Below are 21,174 nucleotides of genomic sequence, written 5' to 3'. Positions count from 1 at the left end.
CGTCCGGTTATAGTGACCGCGATGGGCATCCGATCGACGCGCCTGATCGGGCGCGACAGGGAGCTCGGCGCCCTGTCCCAGGCTCTGGAGAAGGCCCGCACCGACCACGGTGGGGCCTTCTTCCTTGTCGGTGAAGGCGGGATCGGGAAGTCCCGGCTCGCCGCCGACGTCGCCGCACGGGCACTGGCGACCGGGCTCCCCGTGCTGCGCGGACGAGCCAGCTCGATCGGCCCGATGGTGCCGTTCCGGCCGCTGGCCGAAGCCCTGCTGTCGCACTTCCGCGGCGGCCACCCGCCCGCGGCGCCCGAGCTCGACCCGCTCGTGCCGGTGCTCGCCCGGCTCGTGCCCGACTGGTACCGCGGCGACCGCCCGCACGACAACGGCAACCTCCTCGTCCTGGCCGAGGCGGTGTTCCGGCTGCTGTCGGTGGCCGGGCGCGAAGGCGGCTGCCTGATCGTGCTGGAGGACCTGCACAACGCGGACGCCGAAACGCTGTTCATCGTCGAGTACCTCGTCGACAACCTGGCGTCGAGCCGGGTGATGCTGATCGGGACCCTGCGCAACGAACCCGGCGAGGCGCTGCGGCTGGCGACCGCGGCGGCGCAGCGCTCGGCCAGCCACACCTTCGAGCTGACCCGGCTCGACGCCGGGCGCACCCGGGACTTCGCCGCCGCCTGCCTGGAAACCGAGCCGGCCGCGGTGCCCACCGCCGTCGCGAACCTGTTGTGGCAGAACAGCGAGGGCGTGCCCTTCGTCGTCGAGGAGCTGCTGCACGGCATGGTCACCGACGGGCTGCTCGTCGGCGGCGCGAACGGCTGGCAGGTCGTCGGCGAACTGCAGGCCCGCGTCCCGGAGGCGCTGATCAGCAGCATCGCCGCGCGCGTCGACGCACTCGGCGCGGACGGCGAGACGCTGCTTTCGGTGGCCGCTGTGCTGGGCCGGCGGTTCCCGCTGTCGGTCGTGCAGGCGGTGACCGACATGGACGACCGCATGCTGCACAACCACATCAGCGCGAGCGTCGCCGCGCACCTGGTCACCACCGACGAGACCACGCCCGGCTGGTACGCCTTCCGCCACCCGCTCACCGCGGAGGCGCTGCTGGCCCGGCTCGTGCCGTCGACGAAGGCGAACCTGGCGCGCCGGGCCGCGGACGCCGTCGAGCTGCTGCACCCGGGCCTGCCCGGCGAGCTGTGCGCGCTCGCCGCGGCGCTGCGGCTGACGGCGATGGACCACCCCGGCGCCGGGCGGCTGTTCGCCGAGGCCGGCCGGCGCGCCCTCGACGGCGGTGCCGCCGACACGGCGGTGACCATGCTGACCCGCGCCGTCGACCTGCTGGCCACGGCGAGCCCCGACGACCGCGCCGACGCGCTGGAGTCCCTGCTGCACGCGCTGGGGCAGACCGGGCAGTTCGACCGCGCCGTCGAGTTTTCCGCTCGCTTCGCCGAGATCGGCCGGCTGGAGCGGGCGGTCGACCTGCACGTCCAGCTGGCGTGGGCGGCCTACATCGGCGGCCGGCACGACGAGTGCCTCAACCAGATCGAGCAGGCCCGCGCCCCACTCGGCGGCGAGATGACCGAGGAGCAGAAGGCGGGCCTCGACGCCGTCGAAGCGACGCTGTGGCTGGACGTCCCGGGCCCGGCGCACACCGAACGCGCCCGCCTGCTGGCCGAACAGGCGTGGGAGGTGGCCGAGCGCGCCGGAGTGCCGTTCGTGTCGTGCCAGGCGTTGCAGGTGCTCGGCATGGTGGCGCTGGAGACGGACCTGGCGGAGGCCGAGCGCTACCTGCAGCTGGCGCGGCGGCTGGCCGAACGCCACCAGCTGACGCACCTGCGCACCCAGGTGCTGGTCCGCCTCGGCGGGCACCGGATGCTCGCCGAGGGCGACGTCCGCACGTTCGACCTGGCTCGCGCGGAGGCCCAGCGCACCGGCGCGATCACGCTCACCTGCGCGGTCGACGCGAGCCGCGCGGTGCACGCGGTGATGCGCGGCGAGTTCGCGCAGGCGGAGAAGATCCTTGACGAGAACCTCGCCGTCCTCGGCCGGCTCCGGCTCGTCGCGCTGCTGCAGTACACGCACATGACCCGCGCGATGGTGGCCGCCCACCAGGCGGACCGGGTCCGGATGGAGCAGGCGCTCGACGACTTCCGCGCCGAGGGCGGCAACAGCGCGCAGGAGATGGTGCTCAGCGTCGGGCTGGCGCAGGTGTTCTGCTCGCTGCTGGAGGAGGACGCCGAACGCGCCCGCCGCGAGCTGGCGCAGGTGCTGGCCCTGGAGGAGCGCCAGCCGAGCCGTTTCCACCTGGCGGGCCAGCACGGCCTGCGGCTGCTGGTCGAGGCGCTCGACGGCACGGCACCGCCCGAGCGGCCCCCGGCGGCGGTGAGCGGCATGCGCTGGAACCGCCAGTTCGTCCTGCTGGGCGACGCGGTCCGCCACGGCCGCGCCGGGTCCCCGGAACTCGCCGACGAAGCGGTGGCGGCGGCGATCGAGGCGGCGGCGCCGTTCCCGATGAGCAGGCACCTGGGCCTGCGCATGGTGGCGGAATCCGCCGCGGCCGACGGCTGGGGCGACCCGGTGACGTGGCTCAAGGAAGCGGAGGAGTACTTCCACCAGGCGGACGTGACGGCGGTGGCGAGCGCGTGCCGCGGGCTGCTGCGCAAGACCGGCGTCGCGGTCGGCCAGCGCCGCACGGGCTCGGACCGCCTCCCGGCGGGCCTGCGCTCGGCGGGGGTGACCGTCCGCGAGTACGAGGTGCTGCAGCTGCTGGCGGACAACATGGGCAACAAGGACATCGCCCGGCGGCTGCACATCTCGCCGCGTACGGTGGAGAAGCACGTGGCCAGCCTGATGGCGAAGTCGAACCTGCAGAACCGCAGCGCGCTGACGGAGTACGCGCGCAACACCCCGCACTGACCGCCGCCCGGCGGGGCCTCAGGTGCCGATCGGGATCTCCGCCCAGACCGTCTTGCCGCCGTCTCGGCGGTGGAAGTGACCGTGTCGGCGGCTGCACGCGGCGACCAGCTTCAGGCCGGTGCCGACCGGGGCCACGTCGGGCGCCGCCGGGTCGAACCACGCCGCTCCGCCGGAGTCCTCGATACCGATCCACACCGTCGAATCCGCGCACGTCAGCAGCGCGCGCACCGGGCCGATCGCGTGGCGGACCGCGTTCGCGGCCAGCTCCCCCGCGATCAGCACGACGTCCGCCGCGATCTCGTCCGGCACTTCGTCCGCCGTGGCCAGGCGCTCGCGCACCCAGTCGCGCACCCGGCGGACCTGGGCGGGTTCCCTGTCGAACACGAACTTGTCCAGCAGCATGATTCCCTCCCCGGGGCCGGGAAAACGATTCCCCATCCGCGGGGTTCCGCACACCTCTCCGGGCCGGAATCCCCCGAACGGACTAGATTGGACCCGTGAGTCCAGCCACCAAGCAGCTGACCGCCAAGGGCGCGGCGACGCGGCAGCGGATCGTCGAAGGCGCGGCGGAGGAGATCCGGGAGCGCGGCGTCGCCGTCACGACGCTGGACGACGTCCGGGCGCGGACCGGCACGAGCAAGAGCCAGCTCTTCCACTACTTTCCCGGTGGCAAGGAAGACCTGCTGCTGGAAGTGGCCCGCTACGAAGCGGATCAGGTGATCGCGGCCCAGCAGCCCCAGCTGGGCGGGCTGACGTCGTGGGCGGCGTGGCGGCGCTGGCGCGACACGGTCGTCTCGCACTACACCGAACGCGGGCAGCACTGCCCGCTCAACGTGCTGATCTCCCAGCTCGGCCGCGCGACACCGGGCGCGCAGGCCGTCGTCGGCGAGATGCTGGAGCGGTGGCGGCGGGAGATCGCGGCCGGCATCCGGCACCTGCAGGCGGCCGGTGAGGTGGCCGCGGACACCGACCCCGAACGCACCGCCGCCGCCCTGCTGGCGGGGATCCAGGGCGGCGTGGTGGTGATGCTGTCGACCGGGCGCATCGACCACCTCGAAGCGGCGCTCGACGTCGGGATCGAAAACCTGCGGGCGAGCGGGAACCGGTGAGCCCGGTCCCCGCTCGGCGAAGTCAGGCGTTCTTGATCGCGGAGATCTCGAACTCGAGGGTGACCTTGTCGCTCACCAGCACGCCACCGGTCTCGAGGGCGGCGTTCCAGGTGATGCCGTAGTCCTTGCGGCTGATCGTGGTGGAGCCTTCGAAGCCGATGCGGTCGTTGCCGAACGGGTCCTTCGCGGAGCCCTCGAACTCGAACGGGACGGTCACCGAGCGGGTGACGTCCTTGATGGTCAGGTCGCCGGTGACGTCGAAGGAGGTCTCGCCGGTCTGCTTGACCTCGGTCGAGGTGAAGGTGATCTGCGGGTACTCGTCCATCGACAGGAAGTCGTTGCTCTTCAGGTGCCCGTCGCGGTCCGCGTTGCGGGTGTCGATGCTGTGCGCCTGGATGGTCACCTGGACGCTCGACTTCTCCGGCGCGTCGCCGTCGATCGTGGCGGCACCGGTGAACTCGTTGAAGCTGCCGCGCACCTTGGTCACCATGGCGTGGCGGGCGACGAACCCGATCCGCGAGTGGGCGGCGTCGAGGGTGTATTCGCCGGTCAGCTGGGGGTAGGTGGTCGCGCTGGTCATCGCTGTTCTTCTCTCCTCGTGGTGGCGGCCCCCGGGTGATTGAGGGTTCAACGACACTCTACTCACTTTGGCTGGTTGCGCAAGCAAGCTTTCGGTAGAGTCGCCGGTATGGGTGATCTTTCCGCGCTCGACACCGGAGAAGCCGCGTTCTGGCGGTCGCTGATCCGCGTCACGACCGTGCTCCCGCGCGCCCTGGAGGACCAGTTCCTGCCGGAGACCGGCCTCACGGTCAGCGACTACGGCGTGCTCGTCGCGCTGTCGGAAGCCCCGGACCACCTGCTCCGCATCTCCGCGCTGGCGGCGACGACGGCGTTGTCGCTCAGCCGGATCAGCCGGGTGGTCGACGACCTCACCCGCCGCGGGCTGGTCGAGAAGCGGCGCTGCAAGGAAGACGGGCGCGCGTCCAACGCCGTGCTGACCGCCGCCGGATTGGCCAGACTGGAGGCGGCGTTCCCGAGCCACCTGGCCCGCGTGCGGGCTTCGGTGTTCGACCACCTGAGCGCCGAGGACATCCGGGCAGCCGGGCCGGTGCTGGCCCGGCTGGCCGCGGCGCTCGACGCCACTCCCCCGACCGACGAGGAGCCGAGGACGCGATGAGCGACAAGGGCGAGTACCAGCGGGACCTGAACTACCTCCCGGACCGCATCACCGCCGACGGCCGCGACGGCTGGCCGGTCGAACCCGGCCGCTACCGGCTGGTCGTGGCCCGTGCGTGCCCGTGGGCGAACCGCGCGGTGATCGTCCGGCGGCTGCTGGGCCTGGAGCCGGTGCTGTCGATGGGCATCGCCGGGCCGGTGCACGACGAACGCAGCTGGAGCTTCGACCTCGACCCCGGTGGGCGCGACCCGGTGCTCGGCATCGAGCGCCTGCAGGAGGCGTTCTTCAAGCGCGACCCGCAGTACCCGCGCGGCATCACCGTGCCCGCGTTCGTCGACGTGCCCACCGGCCAGGTCGTCACCAACGACTTCGCGCAGATGACCCTCGACATGTCGACCGAGTGGACCGCGTACCACCGCGACGGCGCGCCCGAGCTGTACCCCGAGAAGCTGCGCGACGAGATCGACGACGTCGCGCAGAAGGTGTTCACCGACGTCAACAACGCGGTGTACCAGTGCGGGTTCGCCCGGTCACAGGAGGCGTACGAGCACTCCTACCGCAAGCTGTTCGCCCGGCTGGACTGGCTGTCGGAGCGGCTCGCGGGGCAGCGGTACCTGGTCGGCGACACGATCACCGAAGCCGACGTCCGCCTGTTCACCACGCTCGTCCGGTTCGACGCGGTCTACCACGGCCACTTCAAGTGCAACCGGCAGAAGCTGACCGAGCTGCCGGTGCTGTGGGCCTACACGCGCGACCTGTTCCAGACGCCCGGGTTCGGCGACACGATCGACTTCCCGCAGATCAAGGAGCACTACTACGTGGTGCACGAGAACGTGAACCCGACCGGGATCGTCCCGCTCGGCCCGGACACCTCGGGCTGGCTGACCCGGCACGACCGCGAGCAGCTCGGCGGCCGCCCGTTCGGCGACGGCACCCCGCCGGGCCCGCCGCCCGCCGACGAGCGGGTGCCCGAGCTGTAGTTCCCGGGCTACGGTGATCGCCATGGAACGCCTGCGCGATCGCCGGATCCTGGTCACCGGCGCCGGTTCCGGCATCGGCCGGGCCACCACCGTCCGCCTGGTGGCCGAGGGGGCGCGGGTCGTGGCCACCGACGTCACGGGCCTCGAAGACCTGCCCGCGCTCGAAACGCTGACGATGGACGTCGCCGACGAAGCCGCGGTGACCGCCGGAGTGGCCGCGGCGACCGAGGTCCTGGGCGGCCTCGACGTCCTGGTCAACGCGGCGGGCATCCTGCTGGCGTCGCACACGCACGAGACGTCGCTGGAGCTGTGGAACCGGGTGCTGGCGGTCAACCTGACCGGCACGTTCCTGGTGACGCGCACGGCCCTGCCGGCACTGCTGGCCGCCGAGAAGGGCGTGGTGGTCAACTTCAGCTCGACGTCGGCTTCGTTCGCCCACCCGTACATGGCGGCGTACAGCGCGAGCAAGGGCGGGATCCAGGCGTTCACGCATTCCCTGGCCCTGGAGTACGGCAAGCAGGGCCTGCGCGCGGTGAGCATCGCCCCGGGCAGCGTGAAGAGCGGCATCACGGACTCGGCGGCGAGCTGGCTGCCCCAGGACATCGACTTCACGCTGTTCGGCCGGCTGCTGCCGATCCTGCCGACGGGGCTGACGACGGAGGTCGGCAACGCGGTGGCCCGCCCGGAGGCGGTCGCGGGAGTGGTGGCGATGCTGGCTTCGGACGACGGCGAGTTCATCACGGGCACGGAGATCCGCGTGGACGGCGGAACCCACACCTAGCCCCGCGGGGCGTAACGCGGGTCGCCGTACCTCCGACTCCCGGCATACCCGTGGGAACGGTCACGGGATTCGCCGTGAGGTACGCCGATGACGCCAGCGCCGCCCCACCCGAGGCTTGCGTCGACGCAGCTTCGCGACGGCGGTCGCGGCCCCGAAAGCCGCTGTCGTGCACTGGAGAACCTGCAACGCGAAATCGAAGTAGGGCGTCACCGTCGGGCTCCGTTCGTCGGAAGCTGGGGTGCGGCCACTTTTGCGCACCGAAGCCGCCAATCCGTCGAACGGCGATACCCCGCCGGAAAACCGCAGATCAGCGCACGCGCACAGGGACTATCGCCGCGATATCGCCCGGGAGGCGACGATGCCTGAAGGCGACGCTTGGGCCGAGATCATGCGCAATCTGGGCTCGGATCTGCACGAGTTGCGGGTATCCGCCCACCTGACCCAGGAAGAAGTCGCCCAGCGCATGGGCGGACGACAGCAGAGCTGGGTGTCGGAGGTCGAGAAGGGAAACAGACGCGGCCGGCCGATCAGCTGGGAAGACGTGTCGAGCTGGCTCGAAGCCTGCGGCGTCGGCGCCGGTCTCCTCGAGGACTGGCGAGTCCGCTACACGCCGATCGAATGGGCTTTGGATCTGCGTCGCCGCCGGGGTACCGGACCCAAACGCCGAGACGGTCGAGAGCCTCCGGCCCTCCCCTCGGAAACCATCAGGATCACGGAGGCGATCCGGCAGTTCAAGGCGGTGTTCTTCGAAGAGCTCGACGCGGCCAGGGAGCAGGCACGTCAGCTGAAGAGCCGCGAGGAGCAGCTGACCTCCCAGCTGACCGAAACCACCGGCAAGATGGACGACCTCAAGCTGCAATGCCACCAGGCCGAGCAGCAGATCACCACGGACGGCCAAAAGGAGCAGCACCTGCGCGACCGGATCCGCGGGCTCAGACAGCAACTGCGGGCGGACGACGAGACCATTCACCTCCTGGAGAAAGAGATCCGCTTCACGCGCGAACAACGCCGCATCGCCGAGCAGACGACACTGCGGATGAGCAAGCGGACCGCTGAAGTCGCTCTGCGCTCCCGGACCGCCTCCGATCTTCTGACGGTGCTGTTCGAAGCCACCTGGGCGAATCGGCACGACGAGCGTGCGGGTGGGGAGGCCCCCGACGACCCGCCCCGCGTCCACGAGGAGAGGAAGACCACCCTCGCCGGGATCCCGAAGCCGGCACCCCTGACCACCACCTGGCCGAGCGAGGTGGGACGTTCCAGGACGCTGATCTCGACGCTGTCGATCATCGCGGTGGCCGTCCTGCTCGCCATCAGCCTCCTCGCGCTGGTCTTCTGACCCCGCCTAGGCCTGTATCGAAGTGGGTCGTAGCCACTCGTTGATCGCGGCGACGTGGACGGTGGCTTCGTAGCGGACAGCAACCTTGTCATAGCGAGTGGCCACCCCACGGTGGCGTTTGAGCCGGTTGATCCCGCACTCCACCGCATGACACTGCTTGTAGATCTCGGGGTCGCAGGCCGGTGGCCGACCGCCCTTCGACCCCTTGGCCTTGCGATGCGCATCCTGATCAGCCTTGCTCGGAATCGTCGCCTTGATCCCGCGACCGCGCAGGTGCGCCCGGTTGGCCTTCGAGGTGTAAGCCTTGTCGGCAAGGACCCGATCAGGACGCGTCCGCGGCCGGCCACCGCCCGGTCGCGGCACCCGGATCCCGGCCAGAACCGGGATGAACTGCGGGCTGTCGCCACACTGCCCGGCGGTCAGCACGATCGACAACGGCTTCTGCCCCTGCTCACATCCCAGAAGCACTTTTGTGGTCCACCCGCCTCGCGACCGCCCCAACGCATGATCCTCCGGCTCGACAGTGACCCCGCCCGGCGGCTCGGCCTGCAGATCCCCCTTTTCCGCGCACCCGCCGCATGCTGATGCGCCCGCGCGATCGTGGAATCCACGCTGACATCCCACGTGATCCGACCAGCCGCCTCGGCCCAGTCCTGCAACGCGGTCAGAATCCGCTGCCAGACACCAGCCCGTTGCCAGCGCCGGAACAACCCATAACCAGCCGACCAGGACCCATAACCCTCGGGCATGTCCCGCCACGGTGCGCCGGTGCGCACCCGCCATCGGATCCCCTCGATCAGCTGCCGTCTGCTCCACAACGGCGGTCGACCCGGCCGCGACGGCGCGGGCAACAACAGCTCCAGCGCCGCCCACTGCTCGTCGGTCAGGTCGAACCGCCTCGTCACCGCTAGGGTGTCCACGAGGTGGCCGCGGCGTACCTCGCCGAAAGCGCCCGGAGGCGCTCCGCCAGCTCAGGGGGTGACTCCACCTCGAACGGCACGTCCAGCATCCCCACCACGAACGCCACGACGTCCCACGACTCCGAGGCCAGCTCCCACCGGCACGTCCGCTCGTCGATCGGCGTCAGCTCCCCCTCCACCCGCCCCGCCAGCTCCGACGCCGGCGCGTGGACCTTCAGCCGCGCGCGCAACGGCCACATCTCCCGGCCCATCGTGCGCTTCAGGTACGCCGTCAGGTCGCCGTCCGGCGGTTCGCGGTGGCCGAAGCGAGGTCCGTTGGGCGTGCGAAGAGCCAGCCGGTCCGTGCGGAACGTCCGCCAGTCCGCGCGGTCGGTGTCCCAGCCGACCAGGTACCAGCGGCGGCCCCACGAGACCAGGCGGTGCGGCTCCACCGTGCGGCGGGACTCGCGGCCGTCGTGGCTCACGTAGTCGAAGCGCAGCGTCTCCGCCGCGCGGATCGCCGACGAGACCGCCGTCAGGACCTCCGCCGCCACCGCCGGGCCGCGGGCCGGGAGGGCCAGCACGCTCGCTTCCAGTGCGGCCACGCGGTGGCGCAGCCGGGACGGCAGGACCTGCTCGACCTTCGTCAGCGCCCGCAGCGACACCTCTTCCAGCCCCGAGACGCCGCCCGCGTGCAGGCCGACCACCACCGCGACCGCTTCGTCGTCGTCGAGCAGCAGGGGTGGCAGTTCCGCGCCGGCGCCCAGGCGGTAGCCGCCGATCGGGCCCAGCGCCGCGTGGACCGGGTAGCCCAGTTCGCGCAGGCGGCCGACGTCGCGGCGGATCGTCCGGGTCGTCACGCCGAGGCGTTCGGCCAGGTCGGTGCCGGACCAGTCGCGGTGCATCTGGAGCAGCGACAGCAACCGCAGCAGGCGGCCGGGGGTTTCGCGCATGGTGCGAAGTGTGCCCGATGATGAGGACCGTTCCTGTCCTACACGGACGAGAAGGTGCGCTCATGGATCCCTTCCGCATCGACGTCCCGCAGGCCGGCCTCGACGAGCTGCACCACCGCCTCGCCCGCACCCGCTGGCCGGGCGAGCTGCCCGGCGCCGGCTGGGCGTACGGCGTCAGCGAACCCCACCTGCGCGAGCTCGCCGAGTACTGGCGCACCGGCTTCGACTGGCGGGCGCAGGAAGCGCGGCTCAACGCGTTCCCGCAGTTCACGACCACGATCGACGGCCAGCGCGTGCACTTCCTCCACGTCCGCTCGCCCGAGCCCGGCGCGACGCCGCTGATCATGACCCACGGCTGGCCGAGCACCGTCGCGGACTTCCTCGACGTCCTCGGTCCGCTCACCGACCCGCGGGCCCACGGCGGCGACCCGGCGGACGCGTTCCACGTCGTCGCGCCTTCGGTCCCCGGGTTCGCGTTCTCCGGCCCGACCGGCGAGCCGGGCTGGAACACGCGCCGGACGGCGCGGGCGTGGGCCGAGCTGATGCGGCGGCTCGGCTACGAGCGCTACGGCGCCCAGGGCGGCGACTTCGGCAGCATCGTCTCGCCCGAGCTGGGCCGGGTCGCGCCGGAGTCGGTGATCGGGGTGCACGTCAACGCCGTCGCGAACGCCGGGGTGCCGACCGCGCCGGGCGACCTCGAGCGACTGTCCGAAGAGGACCGGAAGCGGGCGCGGGAGAACGAAGCCTGGTGGTACGCCCACTCGGGGTACGCCACGCAGATGGCCACCCGCCCGCAGACGCTGGCCTACGCGTTGAACGACTCCCCCGCCGGGCAGCTCGCGTGGAACCTGGAGTGGTTCGTGGACTGGGACCCGGCCGCCACGCGGCAGGCGCCGGTCTCCCGGGACGCGATCCTGACCGACGTGACGATCTTCTGGCTCACCGGCACCGCGGGCTCGGCGGCGCGCCTCTACCTGGAGGCGGCCCAGGACGGCTGGGGCGAGCGCCCGCCACCGTCCGGCGTCCCGACGGCGGTCGCGAACTTCCGCGGCGACCACGCGCTGCGGGGCCTGGCCGAGCTGTCCAACACGGTGACGCGGTGGACGGAGTACGACGACGGCGGGCACTTCGCGTCCCTGCAGGCGCCGGACGTGCTGGTGCGCGACATCCGGGAGTTCTTCCGCGACCTCGGCCTCCGGTCCTGACGGTCGCGGGCCCGCTCAGCCGGCCAGGGGCGCCTTCCGCTCCTGGCCGGCCATCACCCTGGCGTTCAGCACCACCGCGCCCAGCAACGGGAGCAGCCCGGCCAGCGTCCACGTGAGGCTGGTGGCTTCCGCGAACCACCCGATGAGCGCCGGGCCGATCAGGCCGCCCGCGTAGGTGAACGTGGTGAACCGGGACAGGAACGTCGCCGCCCCTGCGCCCGCGCCGCCGGCGTGGCCGACCGCGCTGAAGATCAGGGGCAGCAGGACCGAGCCGCCGAGGCCCAGCAGCGCGAATCCCGCGATGCCGGCCACCCACGACGGGCTCAGCACGACGACGGCGAGCCCGACCGCCGCGATGACGCCGCCGACGCGGAACAGCGCCGGTGCGCCGTGGCGTTCGGTCAGCCGGTCGCCGACGAGCCGGCCCGCGGCTTGGCAGGCGGAGAACGCCGTGAAGCCCAGTGCCGCCGCGGCGAGGGTGGCGCCGCGGGCGTCGTGCAGGAAGACGCCGCTCCAGCTGATCACCATGGCTTCGAGGATCATCGCGGTGAACCCCATCGCCCCGAACACGCACACCCGCCGGGTCCAGCCGGATCGCCAGCTCGCCCGCTTTGTGCCGCCACCACCGGTCTCCTCGACGCGGTCGGCCGACGGCGGCAGCAGTCCGGCCGTGGCCGCCAGGCCGGCGACGACGAGCACGGCGCCGACCCACAGGTAGTGCTCGGCGGCCGAGCTGCCCGCCCGGGTGAACCCGGCGCCCACCAGCGACGCGGCGACGGCACTGATGCTCCAGGCCGCGTGGCAGCTGCTCATCACCGACCGGCCGCTCTCCCGTTCCACCACGACCGCGTGCGCGTTCATGGCGACGTCGAGCGTGCCGTGCATCATGCCGAGCAGCAGCACCGCGCCGCCGAGCTGGACGGCGTCGCCCGCGAGACCGATCCCGGCCAGCAGGAACGGCGACACGACCACGGCCAGCCGGATCACGCGGGCGCTGCCGAACCGGCCCACCAGCGGGCCGGCGAACTGCATGGTGAGCAGCGCCGCCAGGCCGAACAACGTCAGGATGGCGCCGAGCGTGCCGTCACTGAGCCCGAGGTCGAGCTTCAGCGACGGCACGCGGCTGACGAAGGTGGAGAACACCGTGCCGTTGACGAAGAACACGGCGAGCACGGCCCACCGGGCCCGAGCCACGGCGACGGTGCCGCTCCGCTCGGCGACCTGCTCAGTCATGCTCGGCGCCGAAGCCGGCCGGGACGACGACTTCCCGCCCGATGCGGCGGGCTTCGGTCAGCAGCTCGTCCTGCCACCGCTCCCACAGGCCGGCGAACCGGGACGTGACGATCACCGTGTCCACGGACTGGTCGGCCAGCGGCGTGCGCAGGCCCATGGTGTGGTGCCCGACGTGCCCGCCCGCCGCGGCCGCCCGCGCCACCAGTTCGGCGTCGAAGTCCAGCAGGATCGCGGGCGGGACGGCCGCCGGGATTTCCCCGCCGGAGCCGAGGATCGCGATCTTCGCGCCCGCGGGGACGCGCCGTACGGCCGCGGTCAGCTCGGCCGCCACGTCCGTGTCGCGCGCCTGCTCCTGCCACGCCAGCAGGGCGCGGTAGTCCTCTTCGTAGCTCCAGAAGAGGTGCCGGATGGCAAGCGCCAGGCCGATCTCGATGGCGGGCTCGCGGTGCTTGGCCAGGAAGTGGAGCATGTTCCGGGCGAGCTGCTCCCACAGGTCGAACTGCTCCCGGTCGTGCGGCAGGTCGACCACCCAGGCGTCCTCGGCGACGGTGAACCGCACGCCGTGGCGGGACAGCCGGAACGCGAGCTCGGTGTCCTCCGCGCCCCAGCCGTGGAACTCCTCGTCGAAGCCCCCGACGGCCCAGAAGTCGTCCGTGCGGACCGAGCAGTTGATGGTGAAGAAGAGCCGCCAGGGCAGGTGGTCCAGACCGGAGACGATGTCGGCCAGGTACGGGTGCCGGACGTCCTGGAACTCCGGGTCGTGGGCGTGGCGCGCGACCGTCTCTTCCGGACCCACCTGCGCCACGACGCCGGTGATCCAGGACATGTCCTTTTCCGGCTTGTACCCGTAGGCGTAGCCGATGACCGCCCGGCGCTCGGTTTCGTCGGCGTGGGCCGCGAGGTGGCGGAGCAGGAAGTCGGTGCCGAACAGCGGCCCGGTGTCCAGGAAGACCAGCAGCGGTGCGGCCGCCGACCGCGCCCCGGCGTTGCGCGCGGCGCCGGCGCGGAACCCGAGGTCCTCCTGGAAGTGGTACTTCACCCGCAGCCGGCCCGCGAAGGATTCGACGACTTCCTTCGTGGCGTCGGAGGAACCGTCGTCCGCGACGATCACCTCGAACTCGCCGGGCGGGAGCTGCTGGCGCGTCAGGTGCTCGAGAGTGGTGCGCAGCATCTCGCACCGGTTGTACGTGGGTATGACCACGGACACCCGCGGGCGATCCCCGTCCGAACTCATGGTCACCAACCTCTCAGTAGGGTCGAGCGAACATCACGGGGTACACGATTTCCGGGTCACCCCGGCTGCTCCCCCGGACGGGCGACCCCGAATGCGAGAGTGGCACCGCGGACGCGAGTAAGCGTCTTCAAGAATGCTCTTGTCTTCCACGTGGTAGAAATTGCCCTCCCGGGAGCGAGCGGGTCAGCCAGACCACCGTTCCACTGTCCTCAGTGGACACGTGGTGCCGCTCGAACCCGAGCTTGTCCAGCACGCGCAACGACGGGGCGTTCCCCTCGCCCACGGTCGCCCAGAGCCGGTTCCGCCCGGTCGCCGCCGCGGCTTCGAGCACCGCGGCGGCCGCCTCGGTCGCGTAGCCGCGCCCGTGCGCGCGGCGGAACAGCTCGTACGCGATTTCCGGCTCCTCGAGGGTGGAACGGCCGGTGATCAGCCCGCAGTAGCCGATGAAGTCGCCTTCGAGGCGACGTCGGATGGGCAGCAACGCGATCCCGGCCGGCTCCGCCAGCTTCGCGACGAGTACGCGGATGTCCTCGATCGCGGGCGTCCCCTTGCCGCGTTCGGCGTGCAGGGCGCGGAGGTCTTCGGCGTCCGAACCGGTCCACGGCCGCAGGAGCAGCCGCTCCGTCTCCAGGTGGGACGGCATCGGCTCGTACGTGACCACGTCAGATTTCGCGGCGGCGCCGCCGGTCGACCGCGCCGTCCAGGAGCGGGCGCAGTTCCGCCACCACCGTTTCCAGGGGCGCGACGTCGCGGTGGGCCCGGGCCAGGACGATCGCGCCCTCCAGGGTGCTGATCATCAGGACCGCCAGGGACGCGCTGCGGGCCGGCGGGACGCCCAGCTGCTCGAGGGCCGTGGCGACCGGGCGCTGCCAGCCGTCGAAGGCCTTGCCCACCGCGTCGCGCAGGGCGTCGCTGGTGGCCGCCGTGTCGGCGACCGTCGCGACGAGGGGGCAGCCCGCGTCGAAGCCGTCGCCGGTGAACTGGTCGCGCCACTGGCCCGCCATCGCCGCGAAGAGCTTGCCGGGGGTCGGGTCCTCGATCTTGGTGACCAGGCGCGCCACCCGCCGGGCGGCGTAGTCGCCCGCCCACGCGACGGCTTCGCCGATCAGCTGGTCCTTACCGCCCGGGAAGTAGTGCTGCAGGGACCCCCGCGGGGCTTCGGCGTGGACGGCCACGTCCCGCATGCCGGTCGCCCCGACACCGTGGATCCGCACCAGGTGCGCGGCGCTGAGCACCATCCGCTCGCGCGGCGTCCTCGTCATCGGCTGCCTCCTTCATGACGTCCGTCATGGTAGCCCAGGCGGGCACGACGAGCGTGAAGTCGCGCTCGCCCCGCTCGTACGTGGGCACCGGCCGGAAGCCCTGGCGCAGGAGCAGCGCTTCGGCGCCGGCGTTCCCGGCCTGGACGGTGGCCCGGACGGTCCACCCCGGCCAGCGCCCGGCCGTCCACAGCCACCGGCTCAGCGCGGTGCCGATCCCCTGCCGCTGCCAGGCGTCGGCGACCAGGATGCCGATTTCGCCGTCGCCCGGGGTTTCCGAGACGAAGTTGAGCAGGCCGGCGGGGGTGCCGGCCCGGAACGCGAGGAGCGCGACGCCGTCGGGCGGTCCCGCGAGCAGGAAGCGCTGGTAGCGCCGGAAGACCTCGGCCGGCTCGGCGGGGCCTCCCATGCCGAAGCGGCGCCGGAGACCGGCGGGCGAGCAGGCCGCGACCAGCGCGCCGACGCACTCGCGATCGGCCTCGCCCGCTTCGCGGATCTCTATGACGGTGGTCATAGTGCCATGAGAGCACACCGTGCCGGCCGACACACTATGACCGGTGTCATAGCCCGGCCCGGACCGCGCGGTTCACCGGAACGGCCCCCGGGTACGTTGCCGTGGCCGCGCTCCCCCACCGCGAAAGGCGCCTTCGATGCAGCTCTACGCCGAACGGCCGATCCGCCGCACCGCCCAGCTCGTCAGCGACCTGCTCGCCCTGCTGCTCGTCGTCTTCGCGGTGTGGCTGGCGACTTCGGTGTACGACCAGGTGATGAAGCTGCGCGCCCCGGGCGACGGCCTCGTGAACGCGGGCACGGGCCTGCGCGGCACGTTCGACGGCGCCGCGAACTCCGCCGGCGGCATCCCCCTGGTCGGCGACGCGCTGGCGAACGCACTGCACGGCGGCTCGAACGTCGGCAACCAGCTCGCCGACGCGGGCCGCTGGCAGATCGAAGGCGTGGCGGACCTGGCGTGGTGGCTGGCCGCGATCATCGTCGTGCTGCCGGTGCTGACGCTCCTCGTGACCTGGCTCCCGCTGCGCTGGCACTTCGCCCGCCGCGCGACGGCCGCCGCACAGCTGCGGGCGCTCGGGGACGAAGGGCTCGACCTGCTCGCCCTGCGGGCACTGGTGACGCAACCGTTGCGGCGCCTGGCTTCCGGGACCGCGCCGGCCACCGGCTGGCGGGAGCGGGACCGCGACGTCATCGAGGAACTCGCCGGCCGCGAACTGGCCCGGCACGGCCTCGCTCCCTGAGGCCGGGCCGGGCCGGGTCAGCGCGGGCCCTGCCGGCGGCCGACCGAGCGGCCGATGAAGAAGCCCAGGAGCAGGCCGACGACCAGGCCGATCGCGACGAAGAAGATCACCGTGGCCGCGGCGATCTTGCCGACCGTGCCGAGGAACCCCTTGGCCTCGAACTCCCCGACCGTCGCCAGCGTCTGCGCGAGAACGTAGTGCGTCATGATCTCCAGGGTGGCACCGTTCGCCGCCCCGCGCACGGGGAGAGGTCCCCCCACGGCGGCTCAGGACGCCGGTGGGGGGACCTCCGTTCTCCGTCGGCCGAACGGGCGATGGCTCAGCCGACGGAGGGGCCCATCCCGAGGGACTGCGGGGTGCTCGCGTCGGGCGACGGCTGGTGCAGGCCCCCGTCCAGCGGGCCGAACTCGGTCATCAACGCCGCGCTGCCGCCCCACGGCGTCTGTTCCTCCGCGATCAGCGAGTTCGTCGTCAGCAGCAGCCCCGCCACCGAAGCGCCGTTCTGCACCGCCGAGCGGCACACCCGCAGCGGGTCCACGACGCCCATCGCGATCATGTCGCCGTACCGGTCGTGCAGGGCGTCGAAGCCTTCGTCGTCGCCCAGTTCCCTGGTGCGCGCCACGATCTCGTGGGCCGGGTGGCCCGCGTTGTGCGCGATCAGGTACGCCGGTTCCGCCAGCGCCCGCCGGACGATCTCCACGCCGATCGCCTGGTCGCCTTCGAGACCGAGGCCCTCCAGGGCCTTCTCCGCGTGCAGCAGCGCCGCTCCCCCGCCGGCCACGATGCCCTCGGCCATCGCCGCCCGGGTGGCCGACAGGGCGTCCTCGACGCGGTGCTGCAGCTCCTTGAGCTCCGCCGGGGTCGCCGCGCCGACGTGGACCACCGCGACCTTGCCGGTCAGGGCGCCGATGCGCTCGGTCAGGACGTCCTCGTCGACACCGAACTGGGCGCGTTCCAGCTCCGCCCGCAGCTGGCCGACCCGGAAGTCCACCGCGGCCGCCGACCCCGCGCCGCCCACGATCGTCGTGCGGTTCTCCGTGACGCGGACCTGCTTCGCCCGGCCGAGGTGCTCCAGGGTCATCGTTTCCATCGAGAACCCGGACTGTCGCGAAAGGACCGCGCCGCCGACGATCGCGGCCAGGTCCTCCAGCTTGTGCAGCCGCCGGTCGCCGAAGCCCGGTGCGCGGATCGCGACCGACTGGAACGTGCCGTTCATGTGGTTGTGCACCAGCATGGACAACGCCGTGCCTTCGACCGTCTCCCCGATCACCACCAGCGGCCGCGGCGCGCGCATCACCTTGTCCAGCAACGGCATCAGCTGCTGCACCTTGGTGATCTTCTCCGCGCACATCAGGATGTACGGGTCGTCGAGCACCGCCTCCAGCCGGCCCGGGTCGGTGACCAGGTAGGGCGAGAGGTAGCCGTTGTCGAACTCGAACCCTTCGACGAAGTCGACGCCCATCCCGATCGACGGCGACTCCTCGACCGTCACCACCCCGCCGTCGCCGACGGTGTGCAGCGCCTTGGCGATCACCGCGCCGACGGCGTCGTCGTCGTTGGCCGAGATCGCCGCCACCCGCGCGTAGTCCGCTTCGGACACCACCGGGTGCGCCTGCTTCTCCAGGTGCGTCACCAGCAGGCCGACGGCGTGGTCGATGCCGCGCTTGACGAGCACCGGGTTGCCGCCGCCGGAGATCGCCCGCATGCCTTCGTGGACGATCGCCTGGGCGAGCACGGTGGCCGTGGTGGTGCCGTCGCCGACGACGTCGTTGGTCTTGATCGCCGCTTCCTTGACCAGCTGCGCGCCCATGTTCTCGAACTGGTTCTTCAGGTGGATCTCGCGCGCGATGGTGACTCCGTCGTTGGTGACCACCGGCGAGCCGGTGATCTTCTCGATGATCACGTTGCGGCCCTTGGGACCCAACGTGGACTTGACCGCTTCGGCCAGCTTGTCCACACCCGCCAGCAGCAGGTCGCGGGCGTCCGAGCCGAACCGCAGTTCCTTCGCCATGTGCCTGCTCCTAGGGGGTGAGGATCGCGCGGCCGCGCACGCGGCCGGCGTCGAGGTCGGCCAGCGCGTCGAGAGCCGCGTCCAGCGGGTACTTCCTGGTGTGCAACGTGACCTTCCCGGCCTGGGCCAGCACCATCAGCTCCACCAGGTCATTGTAGGTGCCGACCAGGTTGCCGACGACGTTGCGCTCGGTCGAGATGATGTCGATCGTCGGGACGTCGATGTTGCTGCCGTAGCCGATGACGAAGTGCGACCCGGCGCGCCGCGTCATCGCGAACGCGTCCTGCTGGGCACCCTGCTCGGCGACGAAGTCGAGCACGACCTCGGCACCGTTGCCACCGGTCAGGTCGAGCACCGCGTCGACCTGCTTCCCGTCGGCCAGCACGGTTTCGTCGGCACCCAGCGTCGAGGCCAGCTCGAGGGCGTCGGCGTTGCGGTCCACCACGACCACGCGGGTCGCGGTGAGCGCCTTGAGCGACTGGATGCCGATGTGCCCGAGGCCCCCGGCGCCGTTGACGACGCAGGTGGTGCCCGGGTACAGCAGCGGCACGGACTTGCGCACCGCGTGGTAGGCGGTGATGCCCGCGTCGGCCAGCGCGGCGACGTCTTCCGGCTGCGTCGAGGGGTCGAGCTTGATGCACGCCCGCGCCGACGTCAGCAGGTACTCCGCCATCCCGCCGTCGGAGTCGATGCCCGGGAAGCTCCCGTTGGGACAGTGCATGTCGTCGCCCGCGCGGCAGGCGTGGCACAGCCCGCACGTCGGGGTCGGGTGCAGGATGACCGTGTCGCCGACCTCGACATTGGACACCGCCGGCCCCACCTCGTGCACCCAGCCCGCGTTCTCGTGGCCGATCGTGTACGGCAGCGCGACGCCGGACTTCTGGGCCCACTGCTCCTCGATGATGTGCAGGTCGGTGCGGCACACGCCGGCGCCGCCGATCTTGACCACGACGTCGAAGGGTCCGGTGGCGCGCGGCTCCGGGACGTCTTCGATCACCGGGTGCTGGTGGTACTTCCGCAGCCGCACGGCCTTCATCCCGTGCCCTCCTCTTCGCTGGTCAGGGAGTACCGCGCGCGCAACATGCCGCGGCACACCCCGGAATTGGCCTCCATGCTCGTGCGGGTCAGCCGCGCGATGGCCAGGTGACGCTTCGCGTCGGCGGGGGCGACCGCCGCACCCGTGGCCGGGTCGAGCAGCAGCGGGTCGTCGTCGGCGGCGGGCAGGCCCAGCTCACGGCGGCGGGCGCGCAACCGGTCGAGGTCCGGCCCCGGCGGGACTTCGCCCAACGTCAGCGCGGTCGGGTCTCGCCCGGACAGGGTCCGGCAGACGCGGTCGGTGCCGGCGAGCACGGCCTTGCGGACGAAGTCGTACCGGAGCGTGTCGAGCTCGTCGACGGCCTCGCCCTCGAACGACGCGACGAACCCCTGCCGCGCCGCCACCCCGCGGTTGATGACGTCGGCGGCGAAGTGGTCGTCGAGCCGGATGTCGAGCCCGGCCAGGCCCGGTACCCCGGCCACGGCGTCGTAGGCGTCCGCCACCATCAGGAACGCGAAGTTGGGCGCGCAGAAGTAGGTCGGCAGCCGCAGCCGGATGACGGCGCGGCCCTCGTCGTCCACCTCGCAGCGGGCGACGAAGCCGAGGTCGGTGAGGGGTTCGTCCAGCTCGGGATCGCGGACGGTGCCCAGCGCCGCCCACACGGCGGCGCGGGCACCGAGCACCAGGGTGGTCATGAGTTCGGCACGCCGACCGGCTCGACGGACTCCGGGTCCTTGAGCCGCAGTTCCGCGGGCACGTCGATGTCGTAGAGCCGCGCGGCGTTCAGCCCGAGGATCTTCTTCTTCTGGTCGACGGTCAGCGGCGGGAAGTCCGACAGGTCGTCGTCACCGGGCATGGTCCAGTCGACGAAGCCCTCGACCTGCCACTTCGGTTCCCAGATCGCGTAGTCCGCGCCGAAGACCAGCTTGTCCTCGCCGAGCCAGAACATCAGCTCGCCCATGACCTTCGCGAAGAACTTGGGCCGGGCGTGCATCAGGCCGCCGACGACCACGGCCAGCCCCGCGTAGACGTTGCGCTCCTGCGTGGCCATGAAGCAGAAGTCCTCGATGCGCGGCAGGCCGACGTGCTCGACGATGAAGTTGAGACCCTGGAAGTCCGTCGCCACGTGGTCCACATCGGACACGTCGAACGCGTCCTTGTCCAGCGGCCAGATCGTCGGTCCCTTGTGGATGTGGACGTTCTTGACGCCGAGCTCCTCGCACTTTTCGAGGTAGCGCGCGGCTTCCGGGTCCTTCAGGCTCCAGCCGCGGGAGTCCCCGCGCCACTCGGCCGTGTAGAGCTTGACGCCCTTGCAGCCGTAGCGCTTGACGCGCTCGGAGAACGCCTTCAGCCCCTCGTCGCCTTCACGCGGGTCGAAGGTCGTGTTGACGAGGAACTTCCCGGGGTGCTTTTCGGCCAGCGCCGCGTCGGCCTCGGTCGTGTTGAAGCCGTTCTTGTACCACTGCCGCAGGTTCGTCGGCTGGAAGATGGCGGTGTCGACGTGCCCGGCCTCGAACAGGTCGTGCATCATCAGTTCTTCGGAGTACTTCTGGAAGCGGTCGATCGGCCAGTGCGTCTCCTTCGGGCCGAGGCCCTGGTAGGCGTGGAAGCACTCGATCCAGCCCTTGGCGTATTCCTCCTGCCCCTTGACCCAGTTGTCCGGGCTCGCGTCCCAGAAGTGGGTGTGGGCGTCCACCACGAAGTACTTTTCGCCGTCTTTTTCGTACATGGTTGATCCTCCTGAGCGGATCGAGTGCTGCTGTGACAGCCGAGGCTTCGCCTCGGGCCGGGGGCTCCGCCA

General features: G+C 71.7%; 22 protein-coding genes. 8 read left to right on the top strand and 14 right to left on the bottom strand.

Features of this window, described 5'->3' with window-relative positions:
- Window positions 1–21 precede the first annotated feature (21 nt).
- Window positions 22–2,910 carry an AAA family ATPase gene (locus AB0B33_RS36875; RefSeq protein WP_360780644.1) on the top strand — a complete coding sequence of 963 codons (2,889 nt, stop codon included), beginning with the start codon at window positions 22–24 and terminating at the stop codon, window positions 2,908–2,910.
- An 18-nt stretch (window positions 2,911–2,928) separates the two neighbouring features.
- Here AB0B33_RS36875 and AB0B33_RS36870 read toward each other — a convergent pair whose 3' ends face one another.
- Window positions 2,929–3,312 (bottom strand): ATP-binding protein, encoded by a 384-nt coding sequence (locus AB0B33_RS36870; RefSeq protein ID WP_247023757.1) that lies wholly within the window; start codon window positions 3,310–3,312, stop codon window positions 2,929–2,931.
- A 95-nt stretch (window positions 3,313–3,407) separates the two neighbouring features.
- Between AB0B33_RS36870 and AB0B33_RS36865 the strand changes: the two genes are divergently transcribed.
- Window positions 3,408–4,019, top strand: a complete 612-nt coding sequence (locus AB0B33_RS36865) for a TetR/AcrR family transcriptional regulator (protein WP_360780642.1) — start codon at window positions 3,408–3,410, stop codon at window positions 4,017–4,019.
- A gap of 22 nt (window positions 4,020–4,041) precedes the next feature.
- Here AB0B33_RS36865 and AB0B33_RS36860 read toward each other — a convergent pair whose 3' ends face one another.
- A complete protein-coding gene (locus AB0B33_RS36860) occupies window positions 4,042–4,599 on the bottom strand; it encodes a YceI family protein (protein WP_247023759.1) in 558 nt (185 codons plus the stop codon).
- 108 nt (window positions 4,600–4,707) lie between these two features.
- Between AB0B33_RS36860 and AB0B33_RS36855 the strand changes: the two genes are divergently transcribed.
- From AB0B33_RS36855 to AB0B33_RS36840, 4 genes are all read left to right on the top strand, one after another.
- Entirely contained in the window at window positions 4,708–5,196 is a 489-nt protein-coding gene (locus tag AB0B33_RS36855) for a MarR family winged helix-turn-helix transcriptional regulator (protein WP_360780638.1), read from the top strand.
- Complete coding sequence (locus AB0B33_RS36850; protein WP_360780635.1) at window positions 5,193–6,176, top strand: glutathione S-transferase C-terminal domain-containing protein; 984 nt, start codon at window positions 5,193–5,195, stop codon at window positions 6,174–6,176. Before AB0B33_RS36855 ends, AB0B33_RS36850 begins: the two co-directional genes overlap by 4 nt.
- Before the next feature lie 22 nt (window positions 6,177–6,198).
- A complete protein-coding gene (locus tag AB0B33_RS36845; RefSeq protein WP_360780632.1) occupies window positions 6,199–6,957 on the top strand; it encodes an SDR family oxidoreductase in 759 nt (252 codons plus the stop codon).
- Between the two features lie 250 nt (window positions 6,958–7,207).
- On the top strand, window positions 7,208–8,293 hold the full coding sequence (locus AB0B33_RS36840) for a helix-turn-helix domain-containing protein (RefSeq protein ID WP_360780629.1): 1,086 nt from the start codon (window positions 7,208–7,210) through the stop codon (window positions 8,291–8,293).
- A gap of 6 nt (window positions 8,294–8,299) precedes the next feature.
- Here the strand turns inward: AB0B33_RS36840 and AB0B33_RS36835 are convergent.
- Window positions 8,300–9,198, bottom strand: a protein-coding gene (locus AB0B33_RS36835) for an IS5 family transposase (RefSeq protein WP_360780626.1) whose coding sequence is annotated in 2 segments (ribosomal slippage) — window positions 8,300–8,805 and window positions 8,805–9,198 — 900 coding nt in all. Because the reading frame shifts where the segments join, the coding sequence is not laid out codon by codon here.
- 2 nt (window positions 9,199–9,200) lie between these two features.
- Window positions 9,201–10,145 carry a YafY family protein gene (locus AB0B33_RS36830; protein WP_360780624.1) on the bottom strand — a complete coding sequence of 315 codons (945 nt, stop codon included), beginning with the start codon at window positions 10,143–10,145 and terminating at the stop codon, window positions 9,201–9,203.
- A 62-nt stretch (window positions 10,146–10,207) separates the two neighbouring features.
- Between AB0B33_RS36830 and AB0B33_RS36825 the strand changes: the two genes are divergently transcribed.
- Entirely contained in the window at window positions 10,208–11,350 is a 1,143-nt protein-coding gene (locus AB0B33_RS36825; protein ID WP_360780621.1) for an epoxide hydrolase family protein, read from the top strand.
- Window positions 11,351–11,365: 15 nt separating this feature from the next.
- On the opposite strand, the gene AB0B33_RS36820 is transcribed toward AB0B33_RS36825, so the two are convergent.
- The 5 genes from AB0B33_RS36820 to AB0B33_RS36800 all read right to left on the bottom strand — a co-directional run bounded on the left by AB0B33_RS36820 (window position 11,366) and on the right by AB0B33_RS36800 (window position 15,590).
- The gene (locus AB0B33_RS36820) at window positions 11,366–12,583 is read right to left on the bottom strand and encodes an MFS transporter (RefSeq protein WP_360780618.1); all 1,218 of its coding nucleotides are present in this window, start codon (window positions 12,581–12,583) and stop codon (window positions 11,366–11,368) included.
- Complete coding sequence (locus AB0B33_RS36815) at window positions 12,576–13,817, bottom strand: glycosyltransferase (protein WP_360780615.1); 1,242 nt, start codon at window positions 13,815–13,817, stop codon at window positions 12,576–12,578. Before AB0B33_RS36815 ends, AB0B33_RS36820 begins: the two co-directional genes overlap by 8 nt.
- 127 nt (window positions 13,818–13,944) lie before the next feature.
- On the bottom strand, window positions 13,945–14,478 hold the full coding sequence (locus AB0B33_RS36810; RefSeq protein WP_360780612.1) for a GNAT family N-acetyltransferase: 534 nt from the start codon (window positions 14,476–14,478) through the stop codon (window positions 13,945–13,947).
- 1 nt (window position 14,479) lies between these two features.
- Window positions 14,480–14,992 carry a TetR/AcrR family transcriptional regulator gene (locus AB0B33_RS36805; RefSeq protein ID WP_360780673.1) on the bottom strand — a complete coding sequence of 171 codons (513 nt, stop codon included), beginning with the start codon at window positions 14,990–14,992 and terminating at the stop codon, window positions 14,480–14,482.
- Window positions 14,934–15,590: a GNAT family N-acetyltransferase gene (locus AB0B33_RS36800; protein WP_360780609.1), complete on the bottom strand. Its 657-nt coding sequence runs from the start codon at window positions 15,588–15,590 to the stop codon at window positions 14,934–14,936. Before AB0B33_RS36800 ends, AB0B33_RS36805 begins: the two co-directional genes overlap by 59 nt.
- Before the next feature lie 136 nt (window positions 15,591–15,726).
- Here AB0B33_RS36800 and AB0B33_RS36795 point away from each other — a divergent pair, with 136 nt between their 5' ends.
- The gene (locus AB0B33_RS36795; protein WP_360780605.1) at window positions 15,727–16,326 is read left to right on the top strand and encodes a hypothetical protein; all 600 of its coding nucleotides are present in this window, start codon (window positions 15,727–15,729) and stop codon (window positions 16,324–16,326) included.
- A gap of 17 nt (window positions 16,327–16,343) precedes the next feature.
- Here the strand turns inward: AB0B33_RS36795 and AB0B33_RS36790 are convergent, their stop codons facing one another.
- From AB0B33_RS36790 to AB0B33_RS36770, 5 genes are all read right to left on the bottom strand, one after another.
- Window positions 16,344–16,532, bottom strand: coding sequence for a hypothetical protein (locus tag AB0B33_RS36790; protein ID WP_247023770.1), 189 nt, complete (start codon window positions 16,530–16,532; stop codon window positions 16,344–16,346).
- Window positions 16,533–16,645: 113 nt separating this feature from the next.
- Entirely contained in the window at window positions 16,646–18,337 is a 1,692-nt protein-coding gene (gene groL, locus AB0B33_RS36785; protein WP_360780601.1) for a chaperonin GroEL, read from the bottom strand.
- A gap of 10 nt (window positions 18,338–18,347) precedes the next feature.
- Entirely contained in the window at window positions 18,348–19,373 is a 1,026-nt protein-coding gene (locus AB0B33_RS36780; protein WP_360780598.1) for an NAD(P)-dependent alcohol dehydrogenase, read from the bottom strand.
- The gene (locus tag AB0B33_RS36775; protein ID WP_360780595.1) at window positions 19,370–20,068 is read right to left on the bottom strand and encodes an iron-sulfur cluster assembly protein; all 699 of its coding nucleotides are present in this window, start codon (window positions 20,066–20,068) and stop codon (window positions 19,370–19,372) included. The genes AB0B33_RS36780 and AB0B33_RS36775 overlap by 4 nt, the downstream gene beginning before the upstream one ends.
- Complete coding sequence (locus AB0B33_RS36770) at window positions 20,065–21,102, bottom strand: amidohydrolase family protein (RefSeq protein ID WP_360780593.1); 1,038 nt, start codon at window positions 21,100–21,102, stop codon at window positions 20,065–20,067. Before AB0B33_RS36770 ends, AB0B33_RS36775 begins: the two co-directional genes overlap by 4 nt.
- Window positions 21,103–21,174: the final 72 nt, after the last annotated feature.

Source organism: Amycolatopsis sp. NPDC049159 (assembly GCF_040648295.1).
GTDB classification, from domain to species: domain Bacteria; phylum Actinomycetota; class Actinomycetes; order Mycobacteriales; family Pseudonocardiaceae; genus Amycolatopsis; species Amycolatopsis pretoriensis_A.
This window is presented reverse-complemented; position numbering and strand designations above follow the sequence as displayed.

Bases quoted from the DNA above. Each gene is read 5' to 3' on its own strand.
- AB0B33_RS36850 (WP_360780635.1), top strand. From the start codon at position 5,193: ATGAGCGACAAGGGCGAGTACCAGCGGGACCTGAACTACCTCCCGGAC.
- AB0B33_RS36775 (WP_360780595.1), bottom strand. From the start codon at position 20,068: ATGACCACCCTGGTGCTCGGTGCCCGCGCCGCCGTGTGGGCGGCGCTG.
- AB0B33_RS36790 (WP_247023770.1), bottom strand. From the start codon at position 16,532: ATGACGCACTACGTTCTCGCGCAGACGCTGGCGACGGTCGGGGAGTTC.
- AB0B33_RS36875 (WP_360780644.1), top strand. From the start codon at position 22: ATGGGCATCCGATCGACGCGCCTGATCGGGCGCGACAGGGAGCTCGGC.
- AB0B33_RS36860 (WP_247023759.1), bottom strand. From the start codon at position 4,599: ATGACCAGCGCGACCACCTACCCCCAGCTGACCGGCGAATACACCCTC.
- AB0B33_RS36780 (WP_360780598.1), bottom strand. From the start codon at position 19,373: ATGAAGGCCGTGCGGCTGCGGAAGTACCACCAGCACCCGGTGATCGAA.
- AB0B33_RS36830 (WP_360780624.1), bottom strand. From the start codon at position 10,145: ATGCGCGAAACCCCCGGCCGCCTGCTGCGGTTGCTGTCGCTGCTCCAG.
- AB0B33_RS36795 (WP_360780605.1), top strand. From the start codon at position 15,727: ATGCAGCTCTACGCCGAACGGCCGATCCGCCGCACCGCCCAGCTCGTC.
- AB0B33_RS36845 (WP_360780632.1), top strand. From the start codon at position 6,199: ATGGAACGCCTGCGCGATCGCCGGATCCTGGTCACCGGCGCCGGTTCC.
- groL (WP_360780601.1), bottom strand. From the start codon at position 18,337: ATGGCGAAGGAACTGCGGTTCGGCTCGGACGCCCGCGACCTGCTGCTG.
- AB0B33_RS36770 (WP_360780593.1), bottom strand. From the start codon at position 21,102: ATGTACGAAAAAGACGGCGAAAAGTACTTCGTGGTGGACGCCCACACC.
- AB0B33_RS36800 (WP_360780609.1), bottom strand. From the start codon at position 15,590: ATGACCACCGTCATAGAGATCCGCGAAGCGGGCGAGGCCGATCGCGAG.
- AB0B33_RS36855 (WP_360780638.1), top strand. From the start codon at position 4,708: ATGGGTGATCTTTCCGCGCTCGACACCGGAGAAGCCGCGTTCTGGCGG.
- AB0B33_RS36870 (WP_247023757.1), bottom strand. From the start codon at position 3,312: ATGCTGCTGGACAAGTTCGTGTTCGACAGGGAACCCGCCCAGGTCCGC.
- AB0B33_RS36820 (WP_360780618.1), bottom strand. From the start codon at position 12,583: ATGACTGAGCAGGTCGCCGAGCGGAGCGGCACCGTCGCCGTGGCTCGG.
- AB0B33_RS36815 (WP_360780615.1), bottom strand. From the start codon at position 13,817: ATGAGTTCGGACGGGGATCGCCCGCGGGTGTCCGTGGTCATACCCACG.
- AB0B33_RS36825 (WP_360780621.1), top strand. From the start codon at position 10,208: ATGGATCCCTTCCGCATCGACGTCCCGCAGGCCGGCCTCGACGAGCTG.